A 22,097-nucleotide genomic window follows, 5' to 3' on the forward strand; every position below is an offset into this window, starting at 1 on the left:
TTCCTTGGGAAAACTGGGAAAAAATCAGTCGGTTGAAATAACAGATGCAGTGACGTTCAGCGCCTGCGTGCTGCGCGGGCCAACTGCCAAACGCTTCACATACTTGAAGGTGCCGGTGCCATGCGCACAGGCGCGCCCTTCAGCATCAAAAACAGTGGCTTCCGTGAACGCCATGGTCGCCGTGCGGTGGATCAGATGCCCCTTGGCCGTGAGCTGGCCGCGGGCAGGCTGCATGAAGCTGGTTTTCATCTCAATGGTGACCACGCCGCTTGCTTTGTGCACACTGCGCGCGGCCACCGCCATGGCGACGTCGAGCAACGTCATCAACGCACCACCATGGGTGACGCCAAACGAGTTGAGATGTTCTGGCTGGGGCTCATACAGCAGTTCTGACAAGCCACCATCGAACACCCTCAGCGCAAAGCCAAGGTGATCGACAAATGGAATCTCAACGCCAAAGGAAAGTTGGTTTTCAGCCACCGGTCACCACGCTCACGCCGCCGTCCACGGCCAGCCACTGTCCCGTGATGTGCTTGCCCGCATCAGAGGCGTACAAAACACACAAACCTTTGAGGTCTTCATCGTCGCCCAGGCGTTTGAGCGGCGCGTGCGCAGCCAGCTTTTCCTCACCCAAAGCGGCCAGCGTGCCCATGGTCATCTTGCTTGGGAAAAAGCCGGGGCAGATGGCATTCACGGTGATGTTGTACTTGCCCCATTCGGCACCCAGGGTGCGCGTGAAATTGATGACCGCTCCCTTGGAGGTGTTGTAGGCGATGGTGGTCATGCCTTCGGGGTTGCCGCCCAGGCCGGCGATTGAGGCCACATTGATGATGCGCCCCGACCGCCGCGCAATCATGCTTTTCTTGGCAATGATCTGGCTCAGGATGAAGTAGCCACGCACGTTGAGGTTCATCACCTTGTCCCAGGCATCAATCGGGTGGTCTTCGGCGGGCGCGCCCCAGGCGGCTCCGGCGTTGTTGACCAGAATATCAACGTCACCCATGCGTTGCAGGGTTTCATCGGCCAGGCGATGGATTTCAGACTCCTTGGCACAGTCGGCAGCGACCCAGCGGGCATCAATACCGGCCGCCTGCAGCTCGGCCGTGGCCTGCTCCAGGTCTTCGGCCTTGCGGGAGCTGATGAGCACCCGGGCGCCGGCCTCACCCAGAGCGTGTGCCATTTGCAGGCCCAGGCCACGCGAGCCGCCGGTCACCAGCGCGGTCTTGCCGGTGAGATCAAAAAGTTGCTGAATAGTACGTGCCATGAAAATTATTTCCTGATGTGGGTTGAGTTCGGTGGTTTATTGTGCCGTCAAGACGTGCCGGGCTGGTGTCCCATGCGTGATATCACAGCGCGGGTCAGAAGGCGTCTTCGGCCATGGCCGCACAGGTTTGGTCACGGCTTTCAACCACCTGGAGCCAGGCCCCGATCTTGGGCAACTCATAATGATAAAAATAGCGTGTAGCGCTTACTCTGCCTGCGGTAGCAGCTATCGATTGTGTAGCGTCCAGGGCCAGCGAGGCCGCGGCCACATCCAGCCAAACCCAGGCCAGCACCGTGTGCCCAAACGCCTGCATATAAGGCACCGCATTGGCCAGAGCCTCCAAAGGAACACCGGTCGCCCATGCGGCCTGGGTGGCCTCCGACACCCGTCGCAGGGCATCCGCCAGCGCATCGGCATGTGCCGACAGCTGAGGCACCTGTTTGGCGCGCTCGATGGTGGCGTTGACCCGTCCCGCCAGCAGAGCCAGCCCGCGGCCGCCCTCCATCAGGACCTTGCGGCCCAGCAAGTCCGCCGCCTGAATGCCGTGCGTGCCTTCATGAATCATGTTCAGGCGGTTATCACGCCAGTATTGCTCCACGGGAAAGTCCCGCGTGTAACCGTAGCCGCCATGAATCTGGATGGCCAGCGAGTTGGCCTCCAGGCACCACTCGCTCGGCCAGCTTTTGGCAATTGGCGTCAACACCTCCAGCAGCAGACGGGCGTCGTCAGCAGCCTCGGCCACACCGGTGTGCTGCTCATCCACCAGGCGAGCGCAATACAACTCAAGCGCCAATGCGCCCTCGCAATAAGACTTCTGTGCGAGCAGCATGCGTTTGACATCAGCGTGCTCGATGATGCGCACCTGCGGTTGTGAGGCATCTTTGCCTCCCGCCCCCACAGGCCGACCCTGCGGACGGTTTTTCGCATAGTCCAGTGACGCGTAATACCCCGCCATGCCCAGCATGGTGGCGGCAATGCCCACGCCAATGCGCGCCTCGTTCATCATGTGGAACATGCAACGCAAGCCCTCATGCGGCTTGCCCACGAGGTAGCCCACCGCCCCTGCGCCCTGCCCGTCCAGACCGCCTCCGGTGCTCTGCACGGGGTACTTGCCCTCACCGAAATTGAGCAAGGTGTTGGTGGTGCCGCGCCAGCCCAGCTTGTGGTTCAGGCCCGCCAGGGCGACATCGTTGCGCTCGCCCGTCAGCGCTCCCGCCGCGTTCACCATTTTCTTGGGCACCACAAACAGCGAGATGCCCCGCGTGCCGGGAATGAGCTTGCCATCCGGCCCCGGAATCTTGGCCAGCACCAGATGGATGATGTTCTCGGTCAGCTCGTGCTCTCCGGCGGAGATCCACATCTTGTTGCCTTTGAGGCGATAACGGGCGCCCAGCGGGTCGGACTCAAAGTTTTCACCATCGGGCGTGGCACGGGTGGTGACATCCGACAAGCTGGAACCGGCCTGGGGTTCGCTCAAACACATGGTGCCCGAGAAGCGGCCTGAAAACTCATTCTTCGCAAACACCTCTTTTTGCAACGGCGTGCCATGCACCATCAACAGGTTCGCGTTGCCTGTGGTCAACATGCCGGAGCCCATGCTGACGGACGCACAGGCAAAAAATGAATTGGCCGCCGCCTCGATCGTGTAGGGCAACTGCATGCCCCCCATCTCAAAATCTTGCGCTGCGCTCAGCATGCCGGACTCGGCATAGGCTTTTTGTGCATCATGCGTGACTTGGGGCAAGATCACTTTCTCGCCGTCAAAATGCGGCTCCTGCACGTCAACCGTGCGGTTGAACGGCGCGTATTTTTCACGTGCAATTCGCTCGCAAGTCTCCAGCACCGCGTCAAAAGTTTCGCGGCTGTGGTCGGCGAACCGCTCACGCTGGTTCAGTGCCGGCGCATCCAGCCACTGGTACAGCAAAAAATCGAGTGTGGAACGCAAGCTCATGGTGTGACCTATAAAAAAAGGGACTGCAATCGGTATGACTGCAGCCCCAGAATCAAGAGTTGAATGAAACGTCAGTGACGGGGTCAGAGCACTTCAAAAACGCCTGCAGCCCCCATGCCACCGCCAATGCACATGGTGACGCACACGCGTTTGGCGCCACGGCGCTTGCCTTCGATCAGGGCATGCCCGGTCAAACGCTGGCCGCTCACCCCGTAAGGGTGACCCACCGCAATCGCGCCGCCGTTGACGTTCAACAATTCGGCAGGAATGCCCAGCTTGTCACGGCAGTACAGCACCTGTACCGCAAAGGCTTCGTTCAGCTCCCACAAGTCAATGTCGCTGATCTTCAGGCCCAGACGCGCCAGCACCTTGGGAATGGCAAACACCGGACCAATGCCCATCTCGTCCGGCTCGCAACCGGCCACGGCAAAACCCAGGAACCGGCCCAGGGGCTTGAGTCCCTTTTTCTCGGCCAGTGCGTCATTCATCACAACCACAGCGCCACCGCCGTCCGAGAACTGGCTGGCATTACCAGCGGTAATCAGGCCACCGGGGAGGGCGGAACGCAAGCCACTGATGCCTTCCTTGGTGGTGCCTTCGCGGATGCCTTCGTCCTGGCTCACCGTCACTTTTTTGGTGGTCAGGCCCATGACCTTGTCAGCCACGCCCATGGTCACGGTGATCGGGGCGATCTCATCGTTGAACAGGCCTGCAGCCAACGCGGCCGTGGCGCGCTGCTGGCTGGCTGCGCCGTATTCATCCATCGCATCACGGCTGATGTTGTAGCGCTTGGCCACGTTCTCGGCCGTTTGCAGCATGTTCCAGTAAATCTCGGGCTTGTTCTTGACGAGCCACGGGTCGGCGATCATGTGCGTGTTCATCTCCTGTTGCACGCAGGAAATACTCTCGACACCACCGGCCACATAAATATCGCCTTCACCGGCGATGACGCGCTGTGACGCGAGGGCAATGGTTTGCAAACCAGACGAACAAAAGCGGTTGACCGTCATGCCCGACACGGTCACCGGGCAGCCAGCGCGCAAGGCAATCTGGCGGGCGATGTTGAAGCCCGTCGCGCCCTCGGGGTTGGCACAACCCATGATCACGTCGTCCACTTCCCCGGCCTCAATGCCGGCCCTGGAGATCGCATGTTCAACGGCATGGCCACCCAACGTGGCGCCATGGGTCATGTTGAAAGAACCCTTCCAGCTTTTGGCAAGCGGCGTGCGGGCGGTAGAAACAATTACAGCTGATGTCATGTTGATCTTTCTAATCAGTTAAACGTTTTGCCTTCAGCAGCCAGCTTGGCCAGCAGGGGCGCTGGTTGCCAGAACTTGGCATCGTCCAGCGGATTCCTGGCAAAGCGGTTCATGGCTTGCACCACATTGAACAAGCCCACCTGGTCGGCGTAGTTCATCGGGCCACCGCGGTAAATCGGGAAGCCATAACCCATCAGGTAAACGATGTCGATGTCGCTGGCCTTGGAGGCAATGCCTTCTTCCAGAATGTGCGCGGCCTCGTTAACCAGCGAGTAAACCAGGCGTTGCACAATTTCCTCATCGGACACCTTGCGCGGCGTAACGCCAATCGCCTTGCGGTGCTCGTCGAGCATGGTGAGAACTTCCGCATTGGGCACGGCGTCGCGCTTGCCCGCCACGTAGTCATACCAGCCGGCACCGGTTTTCTGTCCGAAGCGCCCTTTCTCGCACAACAAGTCAGCGGTCTTGCTGTACTTCATGTCTGGTTTTTCGGTGTAGCGGCGCTTGCGGATGGCCCAGCCAATGTCGTTGCCAGCGAGGTCGCCCATGCGGAACGGGCCCATGGCAAAACCAAATTTTTCGACCGCCTTGTCAACTTGTTCCGGAGAGCAGCCTTCATCCAGCAGGAAGCCTGCTTGACGACCGTACTGCTCAATCATGCGGTTGCCGATGAAACCATCGCACACGCCTGACACGACGGCGGTTTTCTTGATCTTTTTGGACACGGCCATCACGGTGGCCAGCACGTCTTTTGCGGTCTTCTCGCCGCGAACCACTTCCAGCAGTTTCATCACATTGGCGGGGCTGAAGAAATGCATGCCCACCACGTCTTGCGGACGCTGGGTAAACGAGGCAATCTTGTTCAGGTCCAGCGTCGACGTGTTGGACGCGAGGATGGCACCCGGCTTCATGACGCGGTCCAGTTCCTTGAACACGGCTTCTTTCACACCGATTTCTTCAAAAACGGCCTCGATGACCAGGTCAGCATCCGACAGATCGTCATAACTGAGTGTGGTGGTGAGCAGGCTCATGCGTTGCGCGTACTTGTCCTCTTTGAGCTTGCCCTTTTTGACCTGGGATTCGTAGTTCTTGCGTATAGTGGCCATGCCGCGGTCCAGCGCATCCTGTTTCATTTCCAGCATCTTCACCGGGATACCGGCGTTGAGGAAATTCATGGCAATGCCGCCCCCCATGGTGCCAGCGCCGATGACTGCTACTGAATTAATAGCGCGCTGCGCAGTATCTGCGGGGACATCCGGTATTTTTGATGCAGCACGATCCGCCACAAAAATATGACGCAAGGCGCGGCACTCCGGGGTCCACATCAGGTTGATGAAGGTGTCGCGTTCAAACACCATGCCTGCGTCAAACTTCTGCTTGGTCGCCGCTTCAACGGCGTCAACGCATTTGGCCGGTGCCGGGAAGTTCTTGGACATGCCCTTGACCATGTTGCGGGCAAACTGAAAATAGGCGTCACCCAGCGGGTGCTTGCAGGGCAGGTTGCGCACCAAAGGCAAAGGCCGTGCGTCTGCCACTTCCGCAGCATAGGCAAGCGCCTCTTGCGCGAGTGACTCGATGGAAGTGGCCATTTTGTCAAACAGCTTCTGGCCGGGCAGCATGGCCAGCATCTCGCTCTTGACAGGCTCGCCGCTCACAATCATGTTCAGCGCAGGCTCAACACCCAGCGCACGTGGCAGACGCTGCGTGCCACCGGCGCCAGGAATCAAGCCCAGCTTGACTTCCGGCAACGCCACATTGCAGCCAGGGGCCGCCATACGGTAGTGGCAACCCAGGGCCAGTTCCAGACCGCCCCCCATGCACACGGTGTGCACCGCGGCAATCACGGGCTTCGACGAATTCTCAACCGCCAGAATCACGCTCAGCAAATTGGGTTCCTGCAAGGCTTTCGGACTGCCGAACTCCTTGATGTCAGCACCGCCCGAGAACGCCTTGCCGGCACCGGTGATGACGATGGCCTTGACGGCCGCATCGGCATTGGCAAGCGCCAAACCGTCGGTGATAGCCAGGCGAGTGGCATAGCCCAAACCGTTGACGGGCGGGTTGTTCAACGTAATCACGGCGATATCGCCATGCACTTTGTATTCAGCGGTCATGCTTGCATTCCTCAGAAGTAAAAATAGAACGATCGTTCGTTTTTTGGATTGTAAGAGCTATATCCGTGTACGCAAGAGCGGGTGACGTCCGTTTTGTCACAGCCGGGACAAAGGGCTCAGACCTCAAGCCACTCTTTGCGAATGTAGTTGTCATTGCGCAGTTCTGCGGGGGTCCCCGCAAACACAATACTGCCGTGCCCCATGACCAGACAGCGGTCGGAAATATCCATGGCGATGGTCAATTTCTGCTCGATCAACAACACCGAAATACCGCGCTTTTTGAGCGCCTGCAGGTACTGCGCCACCAACTCCACAATCTTGGGCGCCAAACCCTCGGTGGGCTCGTCAATGATGATCAGGTCCGGGTCCCCCATCAGCGTGCGGCACAACGTCAGCATTTGCTGCTCGCCACCGGACATCACCCCGGCCTGGGTGTGCTGGCGCTCCTTGAGCCTGGGGAACATCTGGTACATGTCCTCCAGGGACCAGCGACCAGCTTTGCGGGCATTTTTTTGCCCCAGATACAGGTTTTGCTCCACCGTCAGGTTGGGAAATATGTCACGACTCTCAGGCACATACCCAATGGCCAACTGCGCAATTTCGTAGGTTTTTTTACCCAGAATCTCCTGCCCCTTCCAGTGCAGCGAACCCTGGCAGTCGACCAGGCCCATGATGGCCTTGGCCGTCGTGGAGCGTCCCGAGCCATTGCGCCCCAGCAGCGACACAATCTCGCCAGCCTTCACCTCGAAATGGACACCGTGCAGCACATGGCTCTTGCCGTAATAGGCGTGAAGATTTTCAATTTTCAGCATGCTCAATGTCCTGCCCCTTGCGCGTCCGCGACTGAAGAGCCCAGGTAGGCTTCTTGTACTTTCTGGTTGGCACGCACGGCCTCGGGCACGTCGTAAGCCAGCAATTCGCCATACACCACCACCGCAATCTTGTCGGCCAGACCGAAGACCACGCCCATGTCGTGCTCCACGGTCAGAAGCGTTTTACCCACGGTCACGTCCTTGATCAACTTGATGAAACGGCTGGTCTCCGACTTGCTCATGCCCGCCGTAGGCTCGTCCAGGAGGATGACATTGGCACCACCGGCGATGGTGATCCCGATTTCCAGCGCACGTTGCTCGGCATAGGTCAGGTTCACCGCCATCACATCGCGCTTCTTGTCCAGCTTGACCATCTCCATCAGCTCCTGGGTACGCTCATTGGCATCATCCAGATCCGCCAGAAACCTGAAGAAGGTGTACTTGTAGCCCAGACTCCACAAAACGCCGCATCGCAGGTTCTCAAAAACACTGAGTTTGGGGAAGATATTGGTCACCTGAAAGCTGCGGCTCAAACCCAGCCGGTTGATCTCAAAAGGTTTCTTGCCATTCAGCAGTTGACCGTTGAGCAGCACCTCGCCACTCGTGGGTTCGAACCGGCCACTGATGAGGTTGAACAAGGTGGACTTGCCCGCCCCGTTGGGCCCGATGATGCCCACCCGCTCGCCAGCCGGCACTGCGATGTTGATACCGCGAATAATTTCGGTCTTGCCAAAGCTCTTTCGCAAGTCCTTCAGTTCAAGCGCATAAGTCATAACGCCTCCCTTCGCTTGATTTCTTTTTCAATGTTGTCCTGAATGCCACTCCACTCTTTGGCAAATTGACGGCGGCAGACTTCAAACAAGCCAAGCCCGGTCAGCATGACGAATGCCGAACCAAACCAGCTGTTGAGTCCTTTTGAATCCAGCTTCACGCCCATGAACGGCACCTCGGGCCCCAGCGCCGCGTTCAGCTGCAGGTGATAGAGCATCTCGATCATGGCGGCTGCACCAAACAACACCACCAAAGCGGTCAGTCCCAGTGCCAGGTAACTGACCCACAGCTTGCGCAGGTAACCAAACATGGCCACCCGCAGGTTCATCATGATGAGCGAAGCCACGCCGCCAGGGGCATACATCACCATGAACAGAAAAATCAGTCCAAGGTAAAGCAACCAGGCCTTGGTGAATTCCGACAGCAACACGAAGGCCAGCACCATCAAAATCGCCCCCAAAATTGGTCCGAAAAAGAAGGTTGCGCCCCCCAGGAAGGTGAACAGCAAGTAAGCCCCCGAGCGGTAACCGCTGACCACCTCGGAGGTGACAATTTCAAAATTCAACGCCGCCAGGCCGCCCGAAATGCCTGCAAAAAACGCCGCTACGATGAACGCGATGTAGCGCACTTTCTGGGTGTCATAGCCCACAAACTCGACCCGTTCCGGGTTGTCCCGCACCGCGTTGAGCATGCGCCCCAAAGGGGTTCGGGTGAAGGCAAACATCAAGCCGGTACAGACAAAGGTATAGATCGCAATCAGGTAATACAACTGGATCTGGGGCCCGTAGGTGATGCCAAAGGTCTTGGCTCCCGTGACACGGTTACCCGAGACACCCCCCTCCCCGCCAAAAAACTCGGGGAACATCAGTGACATGGCCCACACCAGCTCGCCGATGCCCATGGTAATCATGGCAAACGGAGTCGCCGCTTTCTTGGTCGTCACCCAACCCAGAATCACGGCAACGGCCATGCTGGCAAAACCTCCCACAATGGGGATCAGGCTGACGGGCAATGGGAACCCGTCGGTCACCAGATTGAGCGTGTGAATGGCCAAAAAAGCGCCCATGCCGGAATACACCGCATGACCGAAGCTCAACATGCCGCCCTGCCCCAGCAGAATGTTGTAGCTCAGGCAAACGATGATGGCAATGCCCATCTGGCTCAGCATGGTCTGGCTGAGGCTGCTGGTAAAAATCAGCGGCACAGTGAACAGGATCAGCGCAAAAAGCGACCAGACCATAAAACGCCCTACATTGAGTGGCTTGAACTCGTAAACATCGCGACTCATGGTTCAGCCCTCCCGCTTGCCAAGAAGACCCTTGGGCCGAAAAATCAACATCAGCACCAAAAACAGGTACGGAAGAATGGGAGCCACCTGGCTGAGCTTGAGCTTGAGCACCGCGTAGCCAAATGCAGACGGTGTCAGCATGACGCCAACCGTTTGCAAGGCGGACAACAGGGAGGCGTCCATCGCCACGGCAAAAGTCTGGAGAATGCCGATGAGCAGAGACGCCAGAAAAGCGCCCGCCAGGGAACCCATGCCGCCCACCACCACCACCACAAAAATAACACCGCCAACCGAGAACGCCATGCTGGGCTCGGTAACAAACGCATTGCCGCCAATGACCCCTGCCAGCCCCGCCAGAGCGCAGCCACCGCCGAAAACCAGCATGAACACGCGGGGCACGTTGTGGCCCAGCGCCTCCACCATTTCCGGGTGCGTGAGTGCGGCCTGAATCACCAGTCCAATACGGGTGCGGGTGAGCAACAACCAGATCGCAATCAGCATCAGAACGGCAACCAACATCATGAAGGCGCGGTACATCGGAAACTGGGTGCCAAAGACCGTGAACAGCGGACCATCCAGGGCGGGCGGCACGCGGTAGTCAACGGAACCACGGCCCCAGACGAGTTGCACCAGTTCCAGAATGATGTAACTCAGGCCAAATGTGATCAGAAGCTCAGGAATGTGACCGAACTTGTGGACCCGGCGCAGACAATATTTTTCAAAAGCAGCCCCCATCAAACCCACCAAAACGGGTGCAACGACAAGCGCCGGCCAAAAGCCGACAACCGAGGTCACGGTGTAGGCCAGATAAGCGCCCACCATGTAGAAAGACGCGTGCGCAAAATTGAGCACACCCATCATGCTGAAGATCAGCGTCAGCCCTGAACTCAGCATGAACAGCAACAAGCCGTAGCTGATGCCGTTCAGCAGTGAAATGGTAAGAAACTCCATTGATAGCCTGTGAGTGTTTTTAATTGAACGCAGAAAACCGAAAAAAAAGCCGGGTGGCCATGACGTCACCCGGCTCGTTATCAGAAAAAAATCAGGCTGGACGCTTCATCTGGCAGCTGGTTGGCGTGCTGGCCACATAGCCTTCGATGTACTTCACCGGTGCGAAGGTATAGCCCGTTTTTTCGACACTGTAGGGGTTTTGCTTGTCCACTTTTTGCCATTTGGAAATGTACAAACCCTGCTGCATCTGGTTATCAGACTTGCGCATTTGCGAATCACCATTGAAGCCCTTGAAACTCAAGCCATTCATGGCAGCCGCCACCTTGACCGGATCTGTGGATTTGGCTTTCGCCATGGCTTCGCTCAACAGGACAATGCCGTTGTAGATCGAGAAGGTGTAGAAATCGTCACCAAACTTTTTCTGATAGTCAGCGGTCAGCTTGCCCATGGTTCCGCTGTAGTTGGAGTGGGCATAAGAGATTTGATACACCTCGCTATCGCCCCCTGCCGCCAGGACAGTGGGTGTACCGGACACCGCAGCATAGTAGGTGTACATCGGCAGCTTCAGGCCCGCATCGTTCAAGGCCTTGACAAACAATGTCAAGTCAGCCCCCCAGTTACCTGTGACGATGGTGTCCGCACCTGACTGCTTGATTTTGGCAACGTAGGGTGCAAAGTCTTTCACTTGGCCCAAAGGCACCAGGTCTTCACCCACGATCTGGGTATCAGGCCGCTTGCGCGTCATGCCGTCCTTGAAGTACTTGGCCACCTGCTGTCCGTGGGAGTAGTTTTGGTTGAGCAGATACACCTTCTTGACCTTGGGCTGGTCCTTCATGAAGCTGGTCAAGGCCTCCATCTTTTGGGACGTATCGGCATCCAGCCGGAAGTGCCAGTAATTGCACTTGTCGTTGGTGAGTGCGGGGTCCACCGCCGCGTAGTTCAGGTAAACCACTTCCTTGCCTGGATTGCGCTCATTGTGCTTGGCCACCGCATCCGACAAGGCCAGGGCGGCACCGGAACCATTGCCCTGGGTGATGTAGCGAAAGCCCTGGTCCACCGCGGCTTTGAAGGTGTTCAGGGCCTCTTGTGGCGCGCCTTTGCTGTCCATGCCCACAATCTCGAACTTCACACCGGCAACGTTCTTGGCGCCGTTCAGGTTTTCTGCCAGAAATTGCCAGGACTTCAACTGGTTTTGTCCGACGTTGGCCATGGGGCCGGAGAGGCCTTCGATCATGGCAATCTTGACCGTTTCACCGCTTTGGGCGAGGGCTCCGCCAACACACATCACAGCAGCCGTTGCTGCAACAATTTTCAACGCAAAATTCATAAAAAATCTCCAGAGTGTTGTTCAATCAAAAACCATGTCAGAGTACAAGTTTTTACTACACGTCCCTTGAGGGATTTCCCGTAGGGTGGACACCCATGCGACACACCCCGGGGCTCGCGCAGGGCGGTCAGACTTGCGGCAGGCGGTAGTCTTTCAACAATTCGCGCAGCTTCGTTTTTTGCATCTTGCCGGTGCCGCCCAAGGGAATGGCATCGAGAAAAACCACGTCATCGGGAATCTGGAACTTGGCGGTTTTTCCTTCATAAAACTGCAGAAGCTCATCCCGCGTCACCTCGGCGCCGGGCTTCTTGACGACGGCAATGATCGGCCGCTCATCCCATTTGGGGTGCTTCATGCCGATGCAGGCCGCCATGGCTACTGCCGGGTGCGCCATGGCAATGTTCTCCACGTCGATAGAGCTGATCCACTCACCACCGGACTTGATCACATCCTTGCTGCGGTCCGTGATTTGCATGTAGCCCTCGGCGTCGATGGTGGCCACGTCGCCTGTGGGAAACCAGCCATCCACCAAAGGTGCACCACCCTCGCCCTTGAAGTAATCGCTGATGATCCAATGCCCCTTGACCAGCAGGTCGCCGTAGGCCTTGCCATCCCAAGGCAGTTCATGCCCGGCCTCATCGACAATTTTCATGTCGACCCCGTAAAGACCCCGCCCCTGCTTCAGGCGGACCTTCATTTTTTCTTCTGGCGCCAGGGTCATGTGCTTGTTCTTCAAGGTGCACACGGTACCCAGCGGCGACATCTCGGTCATGCCCCACGCATGCAACACCTCGACGCCATAGACGTCATTGAACGCGGTAATCATGGCGGGTGGGCAGGCGGAGCCGCCAATCACCGTGCGCTTGAGGGTGGAGAAGCGCAAGCCACCGGCCTGCATGTGTCCCAGCATCATTTGCCAGACGGTCGGCACGCCCGCCGCAAAGGTCACCTTCTCGGTCTCGATCAACTCGAAGATGGACTTTCCGTCCATGGCGGGCCCCGGAAACACCAGCTTCGCGCCCGTCATGGCAGCTGAATACGGCAAGCCCCAGGCGTTGACGTGGAACATCGGTACCACCGGCAACACGCAGTCCCGGGCACTCATGCTCAAGGCATCCGGCAGGGCACCTGCCAGTGCGTGCAACATGGTGGAGCGGTGGCTGTACAACGCAGCTTTGGGGTGGCCCGTGGTGCCGCTGGTGTAGCACATGCTTGAAGCTGAATTTTCGTCAAACGAGGGCCACTGGTAGTCGCTGGACTGCGCCCCGATCCAGGCCTCATAACTGACCAAACCCGGGATGCCGCTGTCGGCCGGCAACTTATCCGCATCGCACAGGGCCACAAAATGCCTGATCGTGGTGCAGCGGCTGTGAATAGCCTTCACGATCGGCAGGAACGACAGGTCAAAACACAGCACCGTGTCCTCGGCGTGGTTGGCAATCCAGGCGATCTGGTCGGGGTGCAGCCGCGGGTTGAGCGTGTGCAGTACACGCCCTGACCCGCTCACCCCGAAATACAGCTCCAGATGGCGGTAGCCGTTCCATGCGAGGGTGGCGACGCGGTCGCTGAACCCCAGCTTCAAACCATCCAGCGAGTTGGCAACCTGTCGCGCGCGAGCGGCCAGCTCTTTGTAGGTGTAACGATGAATATCGCCCTCGACCCGCCGTGACACGATCTCGCCTTCGCCATGGTGGCGTTCTGCAAACTCAATCAAGGAAGAAATGAGCAACTCATGGCTTTGCATCAAACCGAGCATGGAAAAACTCCTGAAATGGGGTGAAAATTTTTTCGTATCATCTGACCGAATCTCCGGCCGCCAGTCTGACACTGAATTTGCCTTTTGACAAAATTTGTCGCTGACCCGTCATTTCATTGGTAGTTACCCCAAGCCGCCAGGCGCCCTCTCACCAACGCCCCACGGGCTCACCGTTTGTCCATGTTTCCCAGCGTCTCCTCATCCACCTCGCAGTTCCTCGCGGCCCAGCCGTGGTTCATCCGCTTGTCGATGGCCGACCAGTTGCAGGTCAGTGATCAGGTCATACGCCTGCATGGCAAAAAAGGCGACGTGATGCTGGCGGCCAATGCGCCTGTGGAGGGCTGGTACGCGGTCTTTTCGGGTCTGGTCAAGCTGCAAAGCGCGCCGGTGATGGGTCGCTCCTCCACGTTTTTGGGCGTGGCATGCGGTGACTGGTTTGGTGAAGGCTCGGCACTCAAAACGGAGCCTCGCCGCTACGAAGTAATCGCCTTGCGCGACACTGAGTTGCTCTGCCTGCCCCAGCCCGCGTTTGACAAGCTGCGCGCCAGTAGCATGGAGTTCAACCAGTTTCTGGTGCAGCAACTCAATTTGCATTTGAGCCAGGCCATGGCCTTGATTGAAGCCAGCCGCATACGCACGCCCGAGCAACGGGTGGCCCTGTCCCTGAGCCGGCTGTTCTGGAACCGCAGCCGCAAGGTCAACCTGTCGCAGGACGAACTCGCCAACCTGGTAGGGGTATCGCGCCAAACGGCAAACCAGGCCCTGAAATCACTCGCTCAACGCGGGCTGGTCAACCTCGAGTTCGGCCGGGTGGGCATCCCGAACGACGACGCGCTGAGCAAATTCATTTTTTCCCAGCAGGACGCGCCCCAGCTCGCGCCGAATCCGCGCTGAAAATGCCGCGATAACCCTGCAGATTTCGGGCCGAACCGGTCTGCGGGACAATTTGCAGATGAATACACCCGCACGCAACCCCGACACACTTGATGTGGGACTGACCTGGCGCAACAGTTTTGCCCAACTGGGAGAGGCCTTTTTCACGGCACTGGGCCCGGAATCGCTGCCCAACCCTTATTGGGTGGGCCGCAGTGCCGCCGTGGCACGTGAACTGGGCCTGGACGACGCCTGGCTGGAATCCGCCAGCTTGCTGGAAGTGCTCGGCGGCAACAGCGCCTTGGCAGGCACGCAGCCGCTGGCCAGCGTCTACAGCGGCCACCAGTTTGGCCAGTGGGCCGGACAGCTGGGCGATGGGCGCGCCATTTTGCTGGGTGAAACCAGCGCGGGACTTGAAGTCCAGCTCAAGGGCGCCGGACCCACGCCCTACTCCCGCATGGGTGATGGACGTGCGGTGTTGCGCTCCAGCATCCGCGAATTTTTGTGCAGCGAAGCCATGCAGGGCTTAAGCATCCCCACCTCGCGCGCACTGTGCGTCATCGGGTCCGATGCGCCCATCCGCCGGGAAACCATCGAAACAGCGGCCGTAGTGACCCGCGTGGCGCCCAGTTTTGTCCGGTTTGGTCATTTCGAGCATTTTTCGTACAGCGGCCAGCATGAACAGCTCAAGGCCCTGGCCGACTATGTGATCGACCGCTTTTACCCCGAATGCCGTGCCTCCGAGCGCTTTGCCGGCAACGCCTATGCGGCCTTGCTGGAGGCGGTCAGTGAGCGCACCGCACGCATGGTGGCACATTGGCAGGCCGTGGGCTTTTGCCATGGCGTGATGAACACCGACAACATGAGCATCCTGGGCCTGACCATTGACTACGGTCCGTTCCAGTTTCTGGACGCCTTTGACCCCGGCCACATCTGCAACCACTCCGACAACCAGGGGCGCTACGCCTACAACAAGCAGCCCAACATCGCCTACTGGAATCTTTTTTGTCTGGGGCAGGCCTTGCTGCCACTGATCGAGGAACAAGCCTTGGCGATCGGCGCGCTGGAATCGTATAAAACCGTCTTTCCCGCCACGCTGCAACAGCTGATGTGCGCCAAGCTCGGGCTGGTTGAAAGCCCATCGGACGACACGGTCAAAGACCGTGCGCTGGTTGAAGATATTTTGAAGCTGCTGGCCCAGGACCGGGTGGACTACACCATCTTCTGGCGCCGTCTCAGCCACTCAGACGGGGGCGCGAACCCTGAGCCCGTGCGCGACCTGTTCCTGGACCGGAATGGGTTTGACGCCTGGTTGCTACGATATTCAGAGCGGTATGCGCACGTCCCACCTGGGCTAGCGGCCGATTTAATGTTAAAAATCAACCCTAAATTTGTTCTGCGTAATCATTTGGGTGAACAAGCCATACGGCAAGCGAAACTAAAAGACTTTTCAGAGGTCAACACCTTGTTGATGCTGCTTGAATCACCATTTGATGAGCACCCCGGTTTTGAGGCCTACGCCGACTTTCCGCCCGATTGGGCCAGCAGCATCGAGATCAGTTGCAGTTCCTGAACCCTTAGCCAACCCCCAAGAGGCCACCATGACCTACAAAATTGAAAAAACCGACGCCGAGTGGAAAGCCCATCTGGCGACCCAAGGTGCCGAGCCCCTGGCCTTTGACGTGACCCGCCACGAAGCCACCGAGCGCGCCTACTCCGGCAAGCTGGAGGGCAACAAGGCCGAAGGCATCTACAGCTGCATATGCTGCGGCAAGCCGCTGTTTGACTCCCAAGCCAAGTACGAGTCGGGCTCCGGCTGGCCCAGCTACTTTCAGCCCATCGACGACGACGCCGTGGGCACCAAAGTGGACGGCCTGCTGTGGATGAAGCGCACCGAGGTGCACTGTGCAGACTGTGGCGCCCACCTGGGCCATGTGTTCCCGGACGGCCCGGCCCCCACGGGCCTGCGCTACTGCATGAACTCGGCCTCGTTAAACTTCAGCCCTACATGAAAATACTGATCGACTTTCTCCCCATCCTGCTGTTCTTCGGCGCGTACAAGACCTATGACATTTACGTCGGCACCGCGGTCCTGATGGCCGCCACCGTGCTGCAAATGGCCGTGATCTACGGCATTGACCGCAAACTGCAGGCCCTGCACAAAATAACCCTCGCTTTGGTGCTGATTTTTGGCGCGCTGACGCTCGTGCTGCATGACGACCGCTTCATCAAGTGGAAACCCACTGTGCTGTATGCCGCCATGGCGGTCGCCCTGGGCATTGCCGTGTGGGTCTACAAGAAGAACTTTCTCAAGATGATGCTGGGCAGCCAGATGGAGCTGCCCGATCACGTCTGGATGCGCCTCAACGTGGTGTGGGTGGTCTACAGCGCGCTCATGGCACTGGTCAACGCCTACGTGGCGGCTTACTACACCACCGAACAATGGGTCAACTTCAAGCTCTGGGGCTATGTGTTTCCCCTGGCGTTCATCATTGGCCAGGGTTTTTACATCTCGCGTTACCTGAGCGCCGACGAACCCAAGGTGGGCTCTTGAGCGCGCCCGCCACCGGCGCACCGACCGCGCAGCAACTCGACCAGCGCCTGCGCGAACGACTGGACCCCATGGCACTGGAAGTGATCGATGAGAGCGACCAGCACAACGGCCATGTGGGCTCCAACGGCACCGGCGCAGGCACCCATTTCCGGGTGCGAATCACGTCACATTTGTTTACGGGCAAGACCGCCGTGATGCGCCATCGCCTTGTGTATGATTCGCTGCAAGATTTCATTGCCCAGGGCTTGCATGCGCTGGCTATTGAAGCCAAGTTACCCCCCGTTTGAACCTTGTTCTCCAGAAAAATTTACTTAGGGAAACCGAATGAAGATGAAATTTTTATCCGCTGTTGCCACTGCTGCCATGCTGTGCACACTGGCGCCAGCCGTTTTGGCGCAAAACGTCGCCATCGTCAACGGCAAAGCCGTTCCCAAAGCCCGTCTGGATGCCCTGTCGCAGCAAATCGCCCGCTCCGGCCGTCCCGTGACGCCTGAAATGCAAGGCCAACTGCGCGAGGAAGTCATCGCCCGCGAAATTTTCATTCAGGAAGCCCAAAAACAAGGCCTCGACACCACGGAAGATTTCAAAACCCAGATGGAGCTGGCCCGCCAGACCCTGCTGATCCGCGAACTCTTTGGTATCTACCAAAAAGCCAACCCCGTGACTGATGCGGACATCAAGGCCGAGTACGACAAGTTTGCTGCCGCCAATGGGGGCAAGGAATTCAAGGCCCGCCACATTCTGGTGGAGAAGGAAGACGAAGCCAAGGCCATCATTGCCCAGCTGAAAAAAGGCGGCAAGTTTGAAGAAATCGCCAAGAAATCGTCCAAAGACCCAGGCTCTGGCGCCAATGGCGGTGACCTGGATTGGGCCAGCGCCGGTAACTACGTGGCCGAGTTCTCTGACGCCCTGACCAAGCTGGCCAAAGGCAAAACCACCGAGACACCGGTGAAGACCCAGTTCGGTTACCACATCATTCGCCTGGACGACGTGCGTGAGGCCCAGCTGCCTAAGTTTGACGATGTCAAACCGCAAATTGCCCAACAACTGCAGCAGCAGAAAATGACCAAGTACCAGGAAGAACTGCGCGCCAAGGCCAAGATCGAATAAACCGGTCTGTGTCCCGGCAAAAGAAAAGCGGCTCAGGCCGCTTTTCTTTTGGGGTGCCCTATTGGCCACAGGTTCAGTGCCAGGCTCGCGCTACCGGTTCAGCCACCCCAGCGCCATCAAAATCCCAATCATGACCGGTTGGTGCAGCATGTAGTAGGTGAGGCTCCAGCGCCCCAGCACCACCAGCGGTTGCAGCGGGGCCGGTAGCGCCCGGGACAACCGCTGGCCGCGCCGCTGCGATAACCCGTGACCGGCGGCCACGCCCCACAGCATCACCCCGAACCAGGGCAACAGCGGCACGTAATCTTCGGTCACGGGTTTGCGGGTGACCAGACCCAGCCAGTTGAGCGCCGGGGCATTCAAATTTTCAGAAAAAATAGCCATAGCGCCCGTCTGTAGTGCGGGAGCAGCTATTAAATTAATAGCAATAACGACCGCACCCACCCACCACAACCGGCGCCCCAGGCCGGTCATCCAGCGCGCCATGACCAGCATCAGGGCCATACCATGCAGCACGCCAAAGTAGATAAAACTCTGGGGGTACATGAGCCAGGAGCCGGCCGTGACCAGCAAGGCGCAGCCCGCCACCTGGGCCCAGCGCCGCCAGAAGCGGGGCCAGGTCTGCCCTTGCGCCACGGCCATCGCCTGCCCCATGCCAGCGCAGAACAGGAACAGACTCAGGATCAGCGTTCGCTGCGCGGTCCAGACCGGGTCGCGGTAAAAATCCTGCCGAATGTACCCGAATTGATTGAGGTCAAAACTGAAATGAAATGCGGTCATCCAGACCATGGCAGCACCACGCAAAGCGTCCACCGAATCAAATCGGCCTGAGAAATGTGAGGGTTGTTTGCGCAGCATGGCTTGACGATACCCGAACCAGGGCCAAATTCAGTTGGCGGCCAGCGCTCACAGAGGGCTCCAGAATGGCAGGGGCCAAATCGTGGAAAATCGATGTCTGTTCCTATTCATCACAAAAGAAGATCTCCATGACTGACGCCACCCAACGCCCCGCCCTGCCCGACCATCTGTCCAGTGACGCACGCAGTTCCCATCACGTGGCCGCCGTGTTCGAACACGACATTGGGATCAAGCTCAACGACCAGGAGCGCTTCAATGTCGAGGAATACTGCATCAGCGAAGGCTGGATCAAGGTGCCCGCGGGCAAAACCGTAGACCGCAAGGGCCATCCCCTGATGATCAAGCTAAAGGGCAAGGTCGAAGCGTTTTACAAGTAAACGGTTTCCAGTCATCCAATCAGGGAAGCCAGCACACCATGTCCGTCCAAGATCTCTATCAAAAAAAGCGCGCCACGGCAGAAGACGCGATCAGGCTCATCCATGACGGCGACTTCGTCGTTGTTCCCACCGGGGTCGGCGAGCCGCCCACGCTGCTGACCGCCCTGTCGGAGCAGCGCCGGCGCTTTCACGACGTCAAGGTGGCGCAGATTCTGGCGGTGCGCAAATACGGCTACTTCGACCCCGAAACCGTGGACCATGTGCGCCATGTGGCGTTTTTCTTTGGTGGCGCTTCGCGCGCGGGCGGGCAAAGTGGCTGGGTGGATTTCATCCCCGCCTACTTCTCGGAATTACCCAGCCTGATCGAACGCCAGCAGATCCCGGCTGACGTGGTGCTTTCCATGGCCTCGCCGATGGACGCGCATGGCTACTTCTCGTTCAGTCTGGGGGCTGACTACACCATGGCCGCCGTGGCCAGGGCGCGTGCCGTGGTGCTGGAGGTCAACCCCAACGTACCGTTTGCCAACGGCAACTGCCATGTTCACATTTCCCAGGTGGCGGCGCTGATCGAGAGCAGCGAGCCGGTGATGGAGGTGGGCCTGCCCAAAATTGGCCCAGTGCAGGAAGCCATTGGCAAGTACGTGGCCGACATGATCGACGACGGCTCCACCTTGCAGATTGGCTACGGCGGCATTCCCGACGCGGTGGTGATGCAACTCACCGCCAAGCACGACCTGGGCATTCACACCGAGATGATTGGCGATGGCATCCTGACGCTGATCAACAGCGGCGCGGTCACCAACCGCAAGAAGACCTTCATGCCCGGGAAAATGGTCGCCACTTTTGCGCTGGGCTCCAAAAAGCTGTACCAGTTCATGGAGCGCAATCCGGCGCTTGAAATTCATCCGGTCGACTTCACCAACGACCCCTATATTGCCGCCCAGAACGACAAACTGATGGCCATCAATGCCACGCTGCAGATTGACCTGCTGGGCCAATGCGGCTCGGAAAGCCTGGGCTCATCTCCCTACTCCGGCACCGGGGGGCAGGTCGATTTTGTGCGCGCAGCCAACCGCTCACGCGGGGGCAAGGCCTTCATCGTCTTGCCCTCAACGGCCAAGGACGACACGCTGACCCGCATCGTGCCCGTACTCTCGCCCGGCACCCATGTGACGACCAGCAAGAACGACATCAACTACGTAGTGACCGAATTCGGGGTAGCCCAACTGCGTGGCAAATCGGCGAAGCAGCGCGCCCAGGAAATGATCTCGATTGCCCACCCGGCGTTTCGGGCCGAGCTGACAGAAGCGGCCCAAAAAATGCATCTGCTGTAAGCGCATTGCATCCCATGACCGTGCCACTGCCGCCCCAAATCACAGCCATCGACCACGCCGGGCACGCCTGCCTGCACATCAGCACACGCCACGGCACCGCCATCCTGGCGCTGCATGGGGCGCACCTGCTGTCCTGGGTACCCACCGGTCAGCGCGACGTGTTCTGGGTGTCCCCGCAAGCCCTGCCGGCACCCGCGGCCATTCGCGGCGGGGTGCCGGTGTGCTGGCCCTGGTTTGCCAAACAAGGCATGCCCGCCAGCGCGCGCCAACATGGCCCGGTGCGCAACGTCACCTGGGCGCTTGACGAGGTACTCCACAGCACGGACACCTCCGTGAGCCTGACGCTGTCTCCGGCCGCCACGGGCACCGACCTGGATGAGTTGACGGCAACCGCCCCCAACCTGCAAGCCCGCCTGACGCTCACCGTGGGTGAGGCCTTGACGCAAACCCTGCAGACGCGCAACACGGGTGTGACGCCTTTTGAACTGAGCCAGGCACTACACAGTTACTTTGCCGTGGGCGACGCCCGCCAGACAGGCATCGAGGGCCTCATGGGCTTGGCCTATGACGACCGCTTGCGCCATCTGGCGCGGGATGTTCAGCAAACCCCCTTTGCGCTGAACGAGGCATGCGACCGAACCTACCATCACACCGATGGACAGCCCACACGCCGCTACACCCTGGTGGACCGGTGCTGGCAGCGCCGTATCCAGATTAACACGCAAGGCAGCCAGTCGGTGGTAGTGTGGAATCCAGGCCACACAGGCGCGCGCGTCATGGCGGACGTGCCCGATGACGGTTGGCAAAATTTCTTTTGTATTGAAGCGGCGAACGCCGGACCCGACGTGGTCAGCCTGGCACCCGGAACGGACTACCGCCTGACGCAAACACTGCGGATATTGGCCTGAGCAGGCTGATCTGCGCAGTCAGACCGTTGGGTTTGCATCAGCGCCTGTCCAGCGCCGGGTCGGACACCGAACCGGTCGACAACACGTGCAAGTCGCTGTCAAACACCACCGTGAAAATCTTTTTGTCTGCCTGGTTGGGGCCGTCCATGTAGCGCCAGTCGTAGTGCCAGACATTTTTCAATTCAAACGCCGTCACCTTCATGGGCTTGCCCAGCATTTTTCGCACTGTCTCCATCGGCATGCCGGGCTGGATGTTGGCGAAGTTGGCCGGTGACAAGACCTGTCGCAGCGCGCTCATCTTGCCATCAGCACCGATGGTGATCATGTAGTTCTGGGTGCCTTCAGGCTGGCGGTTGTACTCAAAAATCTTCGAACCGTTGGCCCCCTCCCACACGCGCTCGGGTTCGCCGAACTTCATGCGCACGTCGCCCTCTGATGCCACGCCTTCTTCCAGCGCCTCGATGCGCTGGTTGTCACACGCGGGCAGCAGCAGCGTGATGCCGAGCAATGAAAAAACCAGGCCCCGTTTCAGAAATGCAGAGCTGACCGGCTGAGCACGTTTTTTCATGGCGGCATCCATCACGGTTAAA

At 58.8% G+C, this 22,097-nt stretch carries 22 protein-coding genes; 9 read left to right on the plus strand and 13 right to left on the minus strand.

Features of this window, described 5'->3' with window-relative positions; translation table 11 throughout:
* Positions 1-24: 24 nt before the first annotated feature.
* The 11 genes from AC097N_RS09280 to AC097N_RS09330 all read right to left on the minus strand — a co-directional run bounded on the left by AC097N_RS09280 (position 25) and on the right by AC097N_RS09330 (position 13,493).
* Positions 25-480 (minus strand): PaaI family thioesterase, encoded by a 456-nt coding sequence (locus tag AC097N_RS09280; protein ID WP_479580669.1) that lies wholly within the window; start codon positions 478-480, stop codon positions 25-27.
* Positions 473-1,264: an SDR family oxidoreductase gene (locus tag AC097N_RS09285; protein WP_479580670.1), complete on the minus strand. Its 792-nt coding sequence runs from the start codon at positions 1,262-1,264 to the stop codon at positions 473-475. Before AC097N_RS09285 ends, AC097N_RS09280 begins: the two co-directional genes overlap by 8 nt.
* A gap of 94 nt (positions 1,265-1,358) precedes the next feature.
* Positions 1,359-3,215, minus strand: coding sequence for an acyl-CoA dehydrogenase (locus tag AC097N_RS09290; RefSeq protein ID WP_479580671.1), 1,857 nt, complete (start codon positions 3,213-3,215; stop codon positions 1,359-1,361).
* An 83-nt stretch (positions 3,216-3,298) separates the two neighbouring features.
* Positions 3,299-4,474 (minus strand): acetyl-CoA C-acyltransferase, encoded by a 1,176-nt coding sequence (locus tag AC097N_RS09295; protein ID WP_479580672.1) that lies wholly within the window; start codon positions 4,472-4,474, stop codon positions 3,299-3,301.
* Positions 4,475-4,488: 14 nt separating this feature from the next.
* The gene (locus AC097N_RS09300) at positions 4,489-6,588 is read right to left on the minus strand and encodes a 3-hydroxyacyl-CoA dehydrogenase NAD-binding domain-containing protein (RefSeq protein WP_479580673.1); all 2,100 of its coding nucleotides are present in this window, start codon (positions 6,586-6,588) and stop codon (positions 4,489-4,491) included.
* Positions 6,589-6,704: 116 nt separating this feature from the next.
* A complete protein-coding gene (locus tag AC097N_RS09305) occupies positions 6,705-7,400 on the minus strand; it encodes an ABC transporter ATP-binding protein (protein WP_479580674.1) in 696 nt (231 codons plus the stop codon).
* Between the two features lie 2 nt (positions 7,401-7,402).
* Positions 7,403-8,173 (minus strand): ABC transporter ATP-binding protein, encoded by a 771-nt coding sequence (locus AC097N_RS09310; protein ID WP_479580675.1) that lies wholly within the window; start codon positions 8,171-8,173, stop codon positions 7,403-7,405.
* Complete coding sequence (locus AC097N_RS09315) at positions 8,170-9,459, minus strand: branched-chain amino acid ABC transporter permease (RefSeq protein WP_479580676.1); 1,290 nt, start codon at positions 9,457-9,459, stop codon at positions 8,170-8,172. Before AC097N_RS09315 ends, AC097N_RS09310 begins: the two co-directional genes overlap by 4 nt.
* A 3-nt stretch (positions 9,460-9,462) precedes the next feature.
* On the minus strand, positions 9,463-10,410 hold the full coding sequence (locus AC097N_RS09320) for a branched-chain amino acid ABC transporter permease (protein ID WP_479580677.1): 948 nt from the start codon (positions 10,408-10,410) through the stop codon (positions 9,463-9,465).
* Positions 10,411-10,501: 91 nt separating this feature from the next.
* Positions 10,502-11,737: a branched-chain amino acid ABC transporter substrate-binding protein gene (locus AC097N_RS09325; protein WP_479580678.1), complete on the minus strand. Its 1,236-nt coding sequence runs from the start codon at positions 11,735-11,737 to the stop codon at positions 10,502-10,504.
* A gap of 127 nt (positions 11,738-11,864) precedes the next feature.
* Positions 11,865-13,493 carry a 3-(methylthio)propionyl-CoA ligase gene (locus tag AC097N_RS09330; RefSeq protein ID WP_479580679.1) on the minus strand — a complete coding sequence of 543 codons (1,629 nt, stop codon included), beginning with the start codon at positions 13,491-13,493 and terminating at the stop codon, positions 11,865-11,867.
* A 180-nt stretch (positions 13,494-13,673) separates the two neighbouring features.
* Between AC097N_RS09330 and AC097N_RS09335 the strand changes: the two genes are divergently transcribed.
* From AC097N_RS09335 to AC097N_RS09360, 6 genes are read left to right on the plus strand one after another with little or no spacing between them, the layout of a single operon-like run.
* Positions 13,674-14,387, plus strand: coding sequence for a Crp/Fnr family transcriptional regulator (locus AC097N_RS09335; protein WP_479580680.1), 714 nt, complete (start codon positions 13,674-13,676; stop codon positions 14,385-14,387).
* Between the two features lie 58 nt (positions 14,388-14,445).
* Complete coding sequence (locus AC097N_RS09340; RefSeq protein ID WP_479580681.1) at positions 14,446-15,939, plus strand: protein adenylyltransferase SelO; 1,494 nt, start codon at positions 14,446-14,448, stop codon at positions 15,937-15,939.
* Between the two features lie 28 nt (positions 15,940-15,967).
* Positions 15,968-16,378: a peptide-methionine (R)-S-oxide reductase MsrB gene (msrB, locus tag AC097N_RS09345; RefSeq protein ID WP_479580682.1), complete on the plus strand. Its 411-nt coding sequence runs from the start codon at positions 15,968-15,970 to the stop codon at positions 16,376-16,378.
* Positions 16,375-16,920 (plus strand): septation protein A, encoded by a 546-nt coding sequence (locus AC097N_RS09350; protein WP_479580683.1) that lies wholly within the window; start codon positions 16,375-16,377, stop codon positions 16,918-16,920. Before msrB ends, AC097N_RS09350 begins: the two co-directional genes overlap by 4 nt.
* The gene (locus AC097N_RS09355; protein ID WP_479580684.1) at positions 16,917-17,207 is read left to right on the plus strand and encodes a BolA family protein; all 291 of its coding nucleotides are present in this window, start codon (positions 16,917-16,919) and stop codon (positions 17,205-17,207) included. Before AC097N_RS09350 ends, AC097N_RS09355 begins: the two co-directional genes overlap by 4 nt.
* Before the next feature lie 37 nt (positions 17,208-17,244).
* Positions 17,245-18,030, plus strand: a complete 786-nt coding sequence (locus tag AC097N_RS09360; protein ID WP_479580685.1) for a peptidylprolyl isomerase — start codon at positions 17,245-17,247, stop codon at positions 18,028-18,030.
* Positions 18,031-18,120: 90 nt separating this feature from the next.
* Here the strand turns inward: AC097N_RS09360 and AC097N_RS09365 are convergent, their stop codons facing one another.
* Positions 18,121-18,888 (minus strand): acetyltransferase domain-containing protein, encoded by a 768-nt coding sequence (locus AC097N_RS09365; protein ID WP_479580686.1) that lies wholly within the window; start codon positions 18,886-18,888, stop codon positions 18,121-18,123.
* Positions 18,889-19,016: 128 nt separating this feature from the next.
* On the opposite strand from AC097N_RS09365, the gene AC097N_RS09370 reads away from it, so the two are divergent.
* The 3 genes from AC097N_RS09370 to AC097N_RS09380 are packed head-to-tail and all read left to right on the plus strand — an operon-like array spanning position 19,017 to position 21,507.
* Positions 19,017-19,265 (plus strand): DUF3297 family protein, encoded by a 249-nt coding sequence (locus AC097N_RS09370; RefSeq protein WP_479580687.1) that lies wholly within the window; start codon positions 19,017-19,019, stop codon positions 19,263-19,265.
* A gap of 38 nt (positions 19,266-19,303) precedes the next feature.
* Positions 19,304-20,599, plus strand: coding sequence for an acetyl-CoA hydrolase/transferase family protein (locus AC097N_RS09375; protein ID WP_479580688.1), 1,296 nt, complete (start codon positions 19,304-19,306; stop codon positions 20,597-20,599).
* 14 nt (positions 20,600-20,613) lie between these two features.
* Positions 20,614-21,507, plus strand: coding sequence for a D-hexose-6-phosphate mutarotase (locus AC097N_RS09380; RefSeq protein ID WP_479580689.1), 894 nt, complete (start codon positions 20,614-20,616; stop codon positions 21,505-21,507).
* A gap of 37 nt (positions 21,508-21,544) precedes the next feature.
* On the opposite strand, the gene bamE is transcribed toward AC097N_RS09380, so the two are convergent.
* Positions 21,545-22,075: an outer membrane protein assembly factor BamE domain-containing protein gene (gene bamE, locus AC097N_RS09385; RefSeq protein ID WP_479580690.1), complete on the minus strand. Its 531-nt coding sequence runs from the start codon at positions 22,073-22,075 to the stop codon at positions 21,545-21,547.
* Between the last annotated feature and the right edge of the window lie 22 nt (positions 22,076-22,097).

It is taken from the genome of Rhodoferax sp. LS1R11 (genome assembly GCF_056521395.1).

Coding starts and splice junctions, on each gene's coding strand:
- AC097N_RS09380 (WP_479580689.1), top strand. CDS start 20,614: ATGACCGTGCCACTGCCGCCCCAAATCACAGCCATCGACCACGCCGGG.
- AC097N_RS09305 (WP_479580674.1), bottom strand. CDS start 7,400: ATGCTGAAAATTGAAAATCTTCACGCCTATTACGGCAAGAGCCATGTG.
- AC097N_RS09290 (WP_479580671.1), bottom strand. CDS start 3,215: ATGAGCTTGCGTTCCACACTCGATTTTTTGCTGTACCAGTGGCTGGAT.
- AC097N_RS09340 (WP_479580681.1), top strand. CDS start 14,446: ATGAATACACCCGCACGCAACCCCGACACACTTGATGTGGGACTGACC.
- AC097N_RS09365 (WP_479580686.1), bottom strand. CDS start 18,888: ATGCTGCGCAAACAACCCTCACATTTCTCAGGCCGATTTGATTCGGTG.
- AC097N_RS09335 (WP_479580680.1), top strand. CDS start 13,674: ATGTTTCCCAGCGTCTCCTCATCCACCTCGCAGTTCCTCGCGGCCCAG.
- AC097N_RS09325 (WP_479580678.1), bottom strand. CDS start 11,737: ATGAATTTTGCGTTGAAAATTGTTGCAGCAACGGCTGCTGTGATGTGT.
- msrB (WP_479580682.1), top strand. CDS start 15,968: ATGACCTACAAAATTGAAAAAACCGACGCCGAGTGGAAAGCCCATCTG.
- AC097N_RS09300 (WP_479580673.1), bottom strand. CDS start 6,588: ATGACCGCTGAATACAAAGTGCATGGCGATATCGCCGTGATTACGTTG.
- AC097N_RS09375 (WP_479580688.1), top strand. CDS start 19,304: ATGTCCGTCCAAGATCTCTATCAAAAAAAGCGCGCCACGGCAGAAGAC.
- AC097N_RS09295 (WP_479580672.1), bottom strand. CDS start 4,474: ATGACATCAGCTGTAATTGTTTCTACCGCCCGCACGCCGCTTGCCAAA.
- AC097N_RS09360 (WP_479580685.1), top strand. CDS start 17,245: ATGAAGATGAAATTTTTATCCGCTGTTGCCACTGCTGCCATGCTGTGC.
- AC097N_RS09330 (WP_479580679.1), bottom strand. CDS start 13,493: ATGCTCGGTTTGATGCAAAGCCATGAGTTGCTCATTTCTTCCTTGATT.
- bamE (WP_479580690.1), bottom strand. CDS start 22,075: ATGAAAAAACGTGCTCAGCCGGTCAGCTCTGCATTTCTGAAACGGGGC.
- AC097N_RS09320 (WP_479580677.1), bottom strand. CDS start 10,410: ATGGAGTTTCTTACCATTTCACTGCTGAACGGCATCAGCTACGGCTTG.
- AC097N_RS09370 (WP_479580687.1), top strand. CDS start 19,017: ATGACTGACGCCACCCAACGCCCCGCCCTGCCCGACCATCTGTCCAGT.
- AC097N_RS09310 (WP_479580675.1), bottom strand. CDS start 8,173: ATGACTTATGCGCTTGAACTGAAGGACTTGCGAAAGAGCTTTGGCAAG.
- AC097N_RS09350 (WP_479580683.1), top strand. CDS start 16,375: ATGAAAATACTGATCGACTTTCTCCCCATCCTGCTGTTCTTCGGCGCG.
- AC097N_RS09285 (WP_479580670.1), bottom strand. CDS start 1,264: ATGGCACGTACTATTCAGCAACTTTTTGATCTCACCGGCAAGACCGCG.
- AC097N_RS09315 (WP_479580676.1), bottom strand. CDS start 9,459: ATGAGTCGCGATGTTTACGAGTTCAAGCCACTCAATGTAGGGCGTTTT.